General features: G+C 36.6%; 11 protein-coding genes. All 11 read left to right on the forward strand.

What is annotated here, in order from left to right; all coding sequences use genetic code 11:
- Positions 1 to 2 precede the first annotated feature (2 nt).
- Positions 3 to 929, forward strand: coding sequence for a glycosyltransferase (locus tag BW964_RS11105; protein ID WP_076507182.1), 927 nt, complete (start codon positions 3 to 5; stop codon positions 927 to 929).
- Between the two features lie 85 nt (positions 930 to 1,014).
- The gene (locus BW964_RS11110; protein ID WP_076507184.1) at positions 1,015 to 1,683 is read left to right on the forward strand and encodes an NAD-dependent epimerase/dehydratase family protein; all 669 of its coding nucleotides are present in this window, start codon (positions 1,015 to 1,017) and stop codon (positions 1,681 to 1,683) included.
- 7 nt (positions 1,684 to 1,690) lie between these two features.
- Complete coding sequence (locus tag BW964_RS11115; RefSeq protein ID WP_076507186.1) at positions 1,691 to 2,641, forward strand: glycosyltransferase family 2 protein; 951 nt, start codon at positions 1,691 to 1,693, stop codon at positions 2,639 to 2,641.
- A 9-nt stretch (positions 2,642 to 2,650) separates the two neighbouring features.
- Complete coding sequence (locus BW964_RS11120) at positions 2,651 to 3,439, forward strand: glycosyltransferase family 2 protein (RefSeq protein WP_076507189.1); 789 nt, start codon at positions 2,651 to 2,653, stop codon at positions 3,437 to 3,439.
- Between the two features lie 10 nt (positions 3,440 to 3,449).
- Positions 3,450 to 4,415, forward strand: coding sequence for a glycosyltransferase (locus BW964_RS11125; RefSeq protein WP_076507191.1), 966 nt, complete (start codon positions 3,450 to 3,452; stop codon positions 4,413 to 4,415).
- Between the two features lie 25 nt (positions 4,416 to 4,440).
- The gene (locus BW964_RS11130; RefSeq protein WP_076507192.1) at positions 4,441 to 5,568 is read left to right on the forward strand and encodes an acyltransferase family protein; all 1,128 of its coding nucleotides are present in this window, start codon (positions 4,441 to 4,443) and stop codon (positions 5,566 to 5,568) included.
- 24 nt (positions 5,569 to 5,592) lie between these two features.
- Positions 5,593 to 6,516: a glycosyltransferase family 2 protein gene (locus tag BW964_RS11135; RefSeq protein ID WP_076507194.1), complete on the forward strand. Its 924-nt coding sequence runs from the start codon at positions 5,593 to 5,595 to the stop codon at positions 6,514 to 6,516.
- 47 nt (positions 6,517 to 6,563) lie between these two features.
- Positions 6,564 to 8,360 (forward strand): asparagine synthase (glutamine-hydrolyzing), encoded by a 1,797-nt coding sequence (gene asnB, locus BW964_RS11140; protein WP_076507196.1) that lies wholly within the window; start codon positions 6,564 to 6,566, stop codon positions 8,358 to 8,360.
- Positions 8,357 to 9,295: a glycosyltransferase family 2 protein gene (locus BW964_RS11145; protein ID WP_076507198.1), complete on the forward strand. Its 939-nt coding sequence runs from the start codon at positions 8,357 to 8,359 to the stop codon at positions 9,293 to 9,295. Before asnB ends, BW964_RS11145 begins: the two co-directional genes overlap by 4 nt.
- 2 nt (positions 9,296 to 9,297) lie before the next feature.
- On the forward strand, positions 9,298 to 10,233 hold the full coding sequence (locus tag BW964_RS11150; protein WP_076507200.1) for a glycosyltransferase family 2 protein: 936 nt from the start codon (positions 9,298 to 9,300) through the stop codon (positions 10,231 to 10,233).
- 215 nt (positions 10,234 to 10,448) lie between these two features.
- Positions 10,449 to 11,393: a glycosyltransferase family 2 protein gene (locus BW964_RS11155; protein WP_076507910.1), complete on the forward strand. Its 945-nt coding sequence runs from the start codon at positions 10,449 to 10,451 to the stop codon at positions 11,391 to 11,393.
- The last annotated feature ends 85 nt before the right edge of the window (positions 11,394 to 11,478 follow it).

Raw genomic sequence — 11,478 nt, forward strand, 5'->3', positions numbered from 1 at the left:
TTATGACCTCATCCGTAGCACTTTGTACCTATAACGGCCACACTTATATTTCTGAACAACTGGACAGTATTCTGAACCAGACCAGGCCGGTATCTGAAATCGTCATATGTGATGACGGCTCTACGGACGGTACCTTAGAACTTCTTTCAAAATATGCAGAAAGATATCCGGAGATCATTAAAGTGTATCGAAACCCCGAAAACTTAGGATATGTTGGTAATTTTGAAAAAGCAATGAGTCTATGTTCGGGGGATATTGTTTTTTTATGTGATCAGGATGATCGCTGGTATAGCAATAAAACCGAAGCGATTACTGAAATCTTCATCAATGACAAAAACACCAACATAATATGTCATAGCATCAAGCTTTTCGGAGCATCTCTTGAAAGTTCCGAAGAAATGGTTTACTGGCATATGGAATCCTTTGATCCCGATCATTTTACAAAACCCGAGGATATCCTGAAGCGACTTTTATATGAAGGAAATGTATTTCCAGGAATGAGCATGGCCATTCGAAATGTATTTCTTAAAAGCCATTTACCTCTGAAAAGAGTAAATTCTGTAATCATCCATGACTATGAGCTGCTGCTGCTTGCTGCTGATCAAAATTCACTCCGGATAGAAAGATCCGTTTTAGGCGAATACCGCATCCATCCTAAACAGAGTATTGGATATAAAGCATTCTCCGAATTTAATCCTTCAGAAGTAAAAAACTTATCGCGGGAAGATCTTTTCAGAATATTCCAAAGATATCCTTTTGTAAAAAAGGTAATCTCAGGATTGAATTTAAATACAACACTCGATGCAGATTACATACGATACTGTCATCAAAAATACAAAGACTATCTTAAAAAGCTCCCTCTTTTGGATCGTCTGATCAACCAAATAAAAATGAAATACTATTTTCATATATTTGATTACCTGAAATAAAACAAAACCGTTGAGTTTACATTTCAATCATGAAGAAATGAGTTCAACAATTTTATAAGACACAATTAATGAAAACACTTAAAACATGATTATTGGAAATGGTATTATAGCCAACGCTGTAAAATCTTATGATACAGACAATATAGTCTTCTTTGCTTCAGGAGTCTCCAATTCGCTGGAAACAAGACCTTCAGAATTTGAAAGAGAATTTTCTCTTCTGAAAAGCGTACTTGCAGACAATATAGAAAAAAAGCTGATCTATTTTTCTACATTAAGCGTCCATGACCAATCCAAACAGGACAGCCCTTACGTTCTGCATAAGAAAGCAGTTGAAGATTATATAAAACATTATTCAGATCATTTTCTTATTCTAAGGATAGGTAATATTGTGGGAAACGGAGGTAATCCTAATACCCTTTTTAATTTTCTTTCCACGCGGATCAGGAATGATGACGAATTCACCCTCCATCTTAAAGCCAGAAGGCTTCTCTTAGATATTGAAGATATCTCTAAATTTTTAGGTTCCCACTGTATGCAGGTGGAAAATAAAACCATTAATCTGGCGTATCCGTATTACTATAATCTGAAAGAGATCATTAATGCTATAGAAAAAAAGGTCGATAAAAAAGCCCTGTTCTCTGAAGCGGATGAAGGAGATTTTTACAAAGTAGATTTTGATCAAGATATAGAAACGTTTTTCTTCGGCATCAATTCCCAGGATTATCTGGAAACTTTAACCCAAAAGTATATTTAAAATTAAAATGTCTAATATTCACGTTATTATCGTTACATACAATGCTATGAAATGGGCTGAAAAATGTTTTACCAGTTTAAGGCATTCTTCCGTTCCTTTACAATGCACGGTCATAGACAACGGATCTACAGACGGAACCTTGGACTATATTATAAAACATTTCCCTGAAATCGATCTGGTACAATCCTCTGAAAATTTGGGTTTTGGAAAGGCCAATAATTTAGGAATAGAAAAAGCGTATAAAGAAGGAGCTGATTTTTTTTACCTTATGAATCAGGACGCCTGGATTTTTCCGGACAGTTTTCAAAATATGCTTGATGTGTACCACAATACTCCGGATAAAGATAAAATAGGAATCTTGAGTCCTATGCATTTGGATGGAAGTGAAAAAAAATTTGACATCCATTTTGAGAATTATCTTGCCAAAGATGTAAGAAACAACAGAATGTTTTCCGATGTCTATTTTGGAGATGCAAAACCGTTTTATGAAATAAGCTTCGTCAATGCGGCCCATTGGTTTATTCCCAAAAATACCATTGAAAAAGTGGGAGGATTTAATCCTTATTTTTTTTACGGTGCAGAAGATTATGAGTATGTAAACAGAATCACCTACTTCGGATTAAAAATAATGGTGTGTACAAAAAGTAAAGTAGTGCATGATGCGGTACAGTCTTTTCATAAAAAACCGCCCAAAGATAAAGCTGAATTAATAGCAAATACGAGGCTTTCGATGAGAATGCAGAGAGAAACAAAGTATCTTGACCCTAATTATGATTATAATGTCAAAAGGGAAAAAACAGCAATTCTTTCTTATATTTTAAAATTAAGTGCAAAAGGAAATATCAACGAATCGAAGTTTTATCTGGAGCAATATAAGTATTTTTCAAAAAAATTTAAAGAGATCGAAGCGGCCAGAAAAACGTCCATGACAGGCAAGCATCCTTTCCTCAATCTTTAACGTATCTCTATGGAAAAATTACCCATAACCATCTGTATCCTCTCCTGGAAAACTGGTGAAACCCTCAAAAACACACTGAAATCCTATAAAAAACATGGTCTTCTTGAGATGACCGATGATATTGTCATCCTCTTTCAGGAAGTCAGTGAGCAGGATAAAAACACAGCAGAAAAATATGGAATAAGGTATATTGGACTGGAAGAAAATATCGGGATTGGTAAAGGAATGAAATTATTGGCCGAAAAGGCTTCTTCTGCAAATATCCTTTTTCTGGAACACGACTGGCAACTTATTGAAGATCAAAAAACAACCCTTTCACAGCTTAAGGATGGCATTGAATTTCTCGATCAGGGATTTGATGTCATACGATACCGAAGCAGAAAGAATCCGGGATATCCTCTCATCTCAATCAGACATAAAGGCCATGAGCTTGATTACTATGACGACTGGCATGAATGCACTTCCCCGCACCTTCTGGAATCCCTGCACTGGCTGGATCCGGCCACAGAATTCCCGGACAAAATACAAAAGCAGGGTGAATATTTCATCACGACATCTCGCTGGGCAAACTGGACCAACAACCCTTACCTCGTGCGAAAAGATTTTCTGCTAGGCAAAATCATTCCATTCTCCGGAGAAACGGCATCCCTTGAAAGAAATATCGCGTCCTGGTGGGTGAAGCAGAATTTTAAAATAGCACAAGGCGAAGGTCTTTTCAAACACAATGATCTTACCAAGTATCCGAAGAAAAATATAATTCGGAAAATACTTAGTAAATTGAAAAATAAATTTAAATAAATAGCACAGAATGAAAATTCTTTTCCATGAGAATGAACTCAATTACAGAGGGACTTCCATCGCATTATATGATTATGCAGATTTCAATGAAAGATATCTGGGGAACGAATCATTGATCGTGTATGATAAAAATTCAAAGACCAACCATCCGTTGGGTATTGAAAAATTCACCAAACGCTTTAATGTGTTTGGTTATTCAGATTTTAAAGAAGTAGATGATCTCGTCAGCAAAAATAATATCGATCTTTTTTATGCGATTAAAAACGGTGATATCGACCATATAGAAACCAGCGAATGTAAAACGGTGATCCACAGCGTTTTTAAACATTTTGAACCTCATGGAGATGTCTATGCCTATGTTTCTGAATGGCTGAGCCAGGAAATGACCGGTTCAAAATATCCTTTTGTCCCCCATATGGTCAATTTTGAAGCAGAAACAGATCAGGATCTCCGAAAAGAGCTTAATATTCCTTCCAACGCAAAAGTATACGGATATTATGGCGGTAATGCCAGTTTCAACATTATTTTTGCGCAGCAGACCATAGAAAAAATAGCCTCCAGATATAAAGATATTTATTTCATTTTTATGGGGGTGGATGCATTTGTCAAAAAAAAATGGTGGAAGGCGGCTCCATCAAATATTATTTTTCTGCCACCAAGTTCAGATGTCATGATGAAACAAAAATTCATCAATACCTGCAGCGCCCTTCTTCATGCCCGTGAAAGAGGAGAAACTTTTGGAATCACTGTGGCAGAGTTTGCGATTAAAGGAAAGCCGGTCATCGCTTTTGCCAATCCTCCTGAAAAAGCCCACATCAGCCATCTTGGTGACAAAGCTTATTATTATGGTAATGAAAAGGAACTTAGAGATATTATTTTAGACAGTGATCTGACTTTATCCGCAGAAGAATTATTTCAAAAATTCCTGCCGCATCCCGTTATGGATACTTTTAAACACGTTTTTATAGATAATTAATAGTCAAGCCGTAATTTTATTATTTATGCAGATTAAAAACTTTTTTAAATTGGACATTGGCCACAACCGGATATTTGGGCTTGATATCCTGAGGATGCTGGCCATATTATTTGTAGTCTTCAGCCATAGCGCCTCTTTACTTCCTGATACGGTATATACGTTTTTTGACCTTTTCTACTTTGACGGAGTTTGTATATTCTTCGTTCTCAGTGGTTTTCTGATAGGAAATATTATTATCAAATCCGTTGAGAAAAATGGTTTCAGCAGGTCTGAACTTTTTACCTTCTGGATCAGGAGATGGTTCAGGACCCTGCCCAGCTACTATCTTTTTGTACTGATTCTGGGAGTGCTGAGTAAGGTATTTATTACAGGATTTCCGCTCAGGGCTATTATTCCTTTCCTGTTCTTCAGTCAGAATCTTACCCATGCCAATGATTCTTTCTTTGGAGAGTCCTGGAGCCTGAGTGTGGAAGAATGGTTTTACCTGAGTATTCCATTATTACTTTTTTTCTCTGTGAATTTTTTTAAAATCAATTTTAAGAGATCGCTTATCCTTGTTTCCGTTGCTTTATTGCTATTCTCCACATTTCTGAGATATTATATGTACAGCAGTGGTCACCTTCCTGAGATGGTAGACTACAGACGCGTGGTCATCATGAGGATGGACAATTTAATGTATGGCGTAATTGGCGCTTATCTAAGTTTTTATTATCATCATTTCTGGACAAAAAATAAATATAAGTTTTTCGTTACCGGAATTGTACTGATGCTTGCATGGAAGGTATTATCATACCTGTATCCGAATATAGAAAGCTTTTATTATGTTAATCTTTTTTATCCGCTTTTTTGTATGGCAGTACTGTGTCTCTTACCTTTGCTGAGTCAGTATTCTTTAAAAAAATATGGAAAAATAGCCACCGCAGTGACGTATATAAGTCTTATTTCTTATTCCCTGTATCTGATTCATTTTTCATTGATAAAAAAATTATTGATAGACAATATATTTTCTTCATTTTTTGCAGGAAGCGGCATAGAGTTCATGGTACTGAAGAATGTATTTTATTGGGTAGCATCCATTCTCGGAGCATTACTCCTCTATAAATACTTTGAGATTCCGACCATGAAACTGAGAGATAAAATTAAATTCAAATAAAGATCTGTTAAAATAGAAAATGAAATGCCTGAGATCCATATCATAATCGTCACATACAATGCCATGAAATGGGCAGAACGTTGCTTTACAAGTTTAAGGAAATCATCGGTTTCTGTGAAATGTATTGTGATTGATAACGGATCTCTGGATGGAACACAGGAGTATATAAAAACTCACTTTCCGGAAGTAGAACTTATTCAATCTGACATCAATCTTGGTTTTGGAAAAGCCAATAATATAGGCATTGAGAGCGCCTATAAAAACGGGGCCGATTTTTTTTATCTGATGAATCAGGACGCATGGTTATACGAGGATAGCATAGAAAAAATGCTGGAAGTCTACCAGATCTATCCCAACCAGGAGGAAATTGGAATCATAAGCCCGATGCATATAGATGGGTCAGAAAAGTATCTCGACATTTTTCTTGACCAGTATATCGCCAAAAATTACGAAAAGACCAGAATGATTTCAGATCTGTATTTTCAAACCCTTAAACCATGGTATGAGATTCATTTCATCAATGCAGCCCATTGGCTTCTCCCTCGGAAAACAGTAGAATCTGTAGGAGGATTCAATCCCTATTTTTTCCATTATGGTGAAGATGATGAGTATGTTAACCGTATTCATTTTCACAAAAAGAAAATCATACTCGTTCCGGCAAGCAAAGTGGTACATGATGGGGTACAGCTTCTTCATAAAATAGATTTTACAAAGTATGAAGATGTTCGCATTGAAATCAACGCTATGAACCCCAATTTACCCAACGGTCTTCAGCTGGAAAAAAAACATCTGCAACTGGGAATCCTTAAAAATCTTCTGAAGGGAAATCTCAGCCATTATAAAAAACTACTGGAAAAATATAAAAAAATATCTTCTGACAGCACAAAATTAAGGGGATTCAGAAATCAGGTCATTCAGAAAGGTCCGGTATTTCTCAATCTGTCGTAAATTAGCGTAAGCATAAACGAAAAATAAATGATGAAAAATAAAATATTATGTGTGGAATAGCGGGAATCATTAGCAGCAATGCCAGAAATTATCAGGATGAGATCCAAAAAATGACGGATTCTCTGAAACACCGCGGTCCGGACTCTTCCCATTATGAATTTTATGATAATGCAGCACTGGGCCATCGGAGGCTTTCGATTATAGATCTGTCTGAAAATGGCAAACAACCCATGTTCTCAAATACAAAAAATGAGTGCATTGTCCTTAATGGTGAAATCTACGGATACCAGGATATCAAAAAAAAATATGCAGAATATCCTTATCGCGGCGGCTCTGATACAGAAGTTATACTGGCGATGTATCAACGGAAAAAGGAAAACCTCATCCATGATCTTCCGGGCATGTTTGCCTTTGCAGTCTGGGATGACCAGCAGCAACAGCTGTTCTGTGCCAGAGACCGGTTTGGGGAAAAACCATTTTACTATGCTTTAGGAAACAATAATGAATTTATTTTTGCTTCCGAAATAAAAGCAATTGTAGCATCAGGATTAATCCAGCCTAAAGTAAGTTCAGAAGCCCTCTCCCATTATCTGCAATACGGATATGTAAGCACCTACCAAAGTATTTACAGCAATATCTTCACCCTTCCACCTGCCCATCAACTGATTTGGAAAGATGGAAAAATTACAGTTTCCAGATATTACTCTATACCAGCGAAAGACCGGACAATAAGCCTCTCCGATGCTAAAGAAGAGTTTGTTTACCTGCTGAAAAATGCAGTAAAAAAGCAACTTATTGCAGATGTAGAAGTAGGAAGCTTTTTAAGCGGAGGCCTGGATTCTTCTTCAGTGGTGGCGATGGTTGACGAATTTCTTCCTCATCAGACCACGATCAGCTTCGGATACGATCACAAAGATAATGAGCTGAAATATGCCAAAGAAATTGCAGATAAATACAACACCCATCATATAGAAGTTCACGAAAAAAAAGAAGATCTTGTCTCATCATTGCTGAAGATTTCTCCCTTTTTTGATGAACCTTTTGCCGACGCATCGTTTATCCCACATTACGAAATCTGTAAGTATGCTAAAGAAAATCTGACCGTAGTACTCTCCGGCGATGTAGGCGATGAACTTTTTGGCGGATATCATTTTTATACCGTGGAAAATAAACTGAAAAATCATTTCAGTTATAAAAATATTGTTGCCCAGTTTGGTTTACAACTTTATCAGAAACTGAAAACAACGTCTTATTTAACTCAGAAAAATCTACAGTACTCATCTATCATGGATTTCCATCTGAACGAGGTGAGAAATGCTTTTAATAAAAAAGAGCGTGATATTCTTGGAGTTACAGCCCAGTATTTGCAGGACTACAGTTTTACACCAGACCCTGATTCCTTAAATGACATCATGAGAATAGATCTGGAAAACTATGTTCCGGCGAATATGATGGTAAAATCAGATAGAATGGCTATGGCCAATTCATTGGAAGTAAGGACCCCGTTTCTTGATCTCGATTTCGCAGAATTTTGTATCCAGCTTCCGGATCAGCTGAAACTGGATGAAAAAAATGATAAGATCATACTCCGTGAAGCTATGGGATCTTACTGGACGGAAACCATCAGAAAACGTCACAAACAAGGATTTGGCTTAGGCGTGAAGAATTGGTTTGCAGAAGAAAATCTGATGAACCTTTCCAATGACCTGCTTAGCAACTCCAACCATAAAGTGTTTAATTTCATTGATTATAAAGCAACCCAGCAGTTTCTGAAAAAAGATGAAAAGCATTGGAACCTTCTTCAGCTTGCTCTTTGGGCGGATAATAACCAATCTGTACTATGATTGAAATCTCTGTGATCATACCCGTTTATAATGCTGCTGAGTTCTTGGAAAAGGCAGTTCATTCCGCTGCCCTCTTTGACGAGGTAAAAGAAATTATTCTGGCTGAAGACAGATCTACTGATCATTCTTTAGAGATCTGCAAAAGACTGATATCCGAAATTCCTAAAGTAAAATTATTTCAGCATCCCAATGGAGAAAACCGGGGTGCAGGCGCCTCAAGAAACTTAGGGATTGACCATGCCACTTCGGATTTTATTGCCTTTCTGGATGCTGACGATTATTATCTTCCGAATAGATTTGACGCTGAAAAAAGGCTCTTCTCCGATCCTGATATAGAAGGTGTTTTTGGTGCTATCGGTACAGAATATTTAACAGAAAAAGGAAAACAGGAATTTCAGTCTAAATTTAAAGAAGTTTCTCTAAGTACAGTTAATTATCCGGCGGAAGGAGAAGAAGTCTTCAGAGGACTTTTAAGTTTAACTCCGGAAGTTTTCGGCACCTCATTTCATCTTAATTCACTTACGGTAAGAAAGCTTTCTCTGGACCGTAACAACATCCGTTTTAATGAAGCGCTCCGTGTTCATCAGGACACAGAACTGATCATGAGGCTGGCGTATCATTGCTATCTCAAAACAGGTAGTATAGATGAGGCTATTGCAATAAGAGGAATTCATGATGATAACAGAATTACAAAAATCATAAAATATACTCCACAATATAACCAGAGGCAATTTCTTTTATGGAAATCGATGTATAAGTGGGCTGCCTCAAACCCTATTGCTCCTGAATATAAAAAAAGAATCTATTTAATTTATAAATCATTTGATCTCTCTTTAAAAAACGGACTGATAAAATATGGGTGTCTCTTTTTAGAACTATTGAAAAACCCGGAAATAGCAAAAACGAAATACCGCTTCACTTATTACAATAGATAACAATGAAAATATCTGTCATCATTCCTGTATATAATGCAGAAAAGTATGTTTCCAAAGCGGTAGAATCTGCTCTGCAATTTCATGAGGTGGAAGAAGTAATTCTCATAGAGGACCAATCTCCGGATAACGCACTGGTGATATGCCGCGAACTAGCGCTCAAATATAATAAAGTAAAGCTTTTCCAGCATCCTGGCAAAGGTAATCATGGTGCCGGAGCCAGCAGAAATCTCGGAATTGAAAAATCCTGTTGTGATTTCATTGCGTTTCTGGATGCTGATGATTATTTTCTTCCCAACAGATTTGATGCAGAAAGAGAGCTTTTTAAAGATCCGAAAATTGAAGGCGTTTTTAATGCAATTGGTACAGAGTTCCTGACTGAAAAAGGCAAAGAAGACTTTTTATTAAATATCAATGACGAATATTTACTGACGGTCAATTATCCGGCGGAAGGCCAGGAGGTTTTTAAAGGATTATTAGGCCAGACTCCCAAAAAATTTGGTACATTTTTTACTTTGGATGCTCTGACTGTAAGAAAATCAGCTCTTGAAAAAAACAGGCTGAAATTTAACGAGGAATTGCGCGTCCATCAGGACTCGGATCTGATTATTAAACTGGCTCATCATTGTTATTTAAAATCAGGGATTATCGATAAACCTGTTGCAATAAGAGGTATACATGATGATAACAGGATCACCAAAATCATCAAGTATTCTCCTCAATATAACCAAAGACAATTTCTTTTTTGGAATTCCATATACAAATGGTCCAGGAAAAATAGAATAGATCCGGATGCAAAACGACATATTTCTTTGCAAAAAAAAGCTTTTGAGCTTTCTGGAAAAAAAGGTTTTTCCAAAACAGCAGCCCTATTGGCTGCCATTATTAAAGATCCGAAAATTCTAAAAACAAAATACAGATTCACTTATATACAATTCTGAAAATCAACCCAATTATATCCCTCGTTGGTGTATAAATTTCAGAGAATTTAAGACCATTGCCTATCCCGTATTGCTTTTTAACGATAAAAAAGACGATTCGCATTGAAGTTCCAGAATTTTTTGTCTTATTTTGTAGTGAAAAAAAAAATTAAATAGGAGCGAAAGTAGCCTATTATAAAAACACAAAAATTATTTTAATTGTTCCAAAAATGAAGATGAAAATTTCAGTAATCATTCCTGTATACAATGCAGAGAAATTTGTTTCTCATGCCGTAGAGTCAGCACTTCAGTTCGATGAAGTTTATGAAATTATCCTGATAGAGGATAAATCCCCGGATAACGCTTTGCAAATATGTGAGCAACTCTCCGAAAAATATGAAAGAGTACAATTACACCAGCATCCCGACAAAGGTAATCATGGTGCCGGTCCCAGCAGAAATTTAGGGATGGAGAAAGCAACCGGTGATTTTTTAGCATTTTTAGATGCTGATGACTACTTTCTTCCGAACCGCTTTACCGTAGAAAAAGAGTTTTTTAAAAACCCGGAGGTAGAAGGCGTCTATGGAGCTCTGGGGGTGGACTATTATTCTGAAAAAGCTAAAGAGCAATATTACCGGGTATTCGCAGATAGACTCACCACCATTTATAAAAAACACCATCCAAAAGATATTTTTTTTGGACTGATCCATATGCGGGGAACCTTTGGGCTCTTCAGTATTGATACACTGACAATCCGGAGAGCATCCTTAATCAAGAAGATGAAAGTATGGTTTAAGCCTCATTTGAGGCTTCACGAAGATACCGAGTTCCTCCTGCGTCTATCCTACTATCTTGATCTTTATCCTGGAAGCATTAACAAAGCTATTGCAATGAGAGGCGTACACGAGGATAACAGGATCACTAAAGTAGATACTCATGTCATAGATCCGGCTATCTCAAGGGCTTTATTGTGGAACGAAATAGACCAATGGGTGCAGACAGAAGACCAGATTCCGGAAAAAGCTAAAATTCATATCAAAAGAATGCACCGCAGTTTTCAAATAGCCAAAGCGCCTAAGCTGAAAAAGTGGAAAATGGTTATCAAATTTTTGTTCATGGATTACAGAAGTATAAGGTCAGGATTGTATAATATTAACTTCAAACATTCCTTGATTTCTTAACCTAAAATATATTTTTAACTATTTGAAAGTAAAGCAGCTATAAAGCTTTATAGAATATTATCTTTGTCGTCGAAAATTTTAATTA

Source organism: Chryseobacterium shigense, from assembly GCF_900156575.1.
GTDB classification, from domain to species: Bacteria; Bacteroidota; Bacteroidia; order Flavobacteriales; family Weeksellaceae; genus Chryseobacterium; species Chryseobacterium shigense.

Coding starts and splice junctions, on each gene's coding strand:
- BW964_RS11105 (WP_076507182.1), top strand. CDS start 3: ATGACCTCATCCGTAGCACTTTGTACCTATAACGGCCACACTTATATT.
- BW964_RS11110 (WP_076507184.1), top strand. CDS start 1,015: ATGATTATTGGAAATGGTATTATAGCCAACGCTGTAAAATCTTATGAT.
- BW964_RS11115 (WP_076507186.1), top strand. CDS start 1,691: ATGTCTAATATTCACGTTATTATCGTTACATACAATGCTATGAAATGG.
- BW964_RS11120 (WP_076507189.1), top strand. CDS start 2,651: ATGGAAAAATTACCCATAACCATCTGTATCCTCTCCTGGAAAACTGGT.
- BW964_RS11125 (WP_076507191.1), top strand. CDS start 3,450: ATGAAAATTCTTTTCCATGAGAATGAACTCAATTACAGAGGGACTTCC.
- BW964_RS11130 (WP_076507192.1), top strand. CDS start 4,441: ATGCAGATTAAAAACTTTTTTAAATTGGACATTGGCCACAACCGGATA.
- BW964_RS11135 (WP_076507194.1), top strand. CDS start 5,593: ATGCCTGAGATCCATATCATAATCGTCACATACAATGCCATGAAATGG.
- asnB (WP_076507196.1), top strand. CDS start 6,564: ATGTGTGGAATAGCGGGAATCATTAGCAGCAATGCCAGAAATTATCAG.
- BW964_RS11145 (WP_076507198.1), top strand. CDS start 8,357: ATGATTGAAATCTCTGTGATCATACCCGTTTATAATGCTGCTGAGTTC.
- BW964_RS11150 (WP_076507200.1), top strand. CDS start 9,298: ATGAAAATATCTGTCATCATTCCTGTATATAATGCAGAAAAGTATGTT.
- BW964_RS11155 (WP_076507910.1), top strand. CDS start 10,449: ATGAAAATTTCAGTAATCATTCCTGTATACAATGCAGAGAAATTTGTT.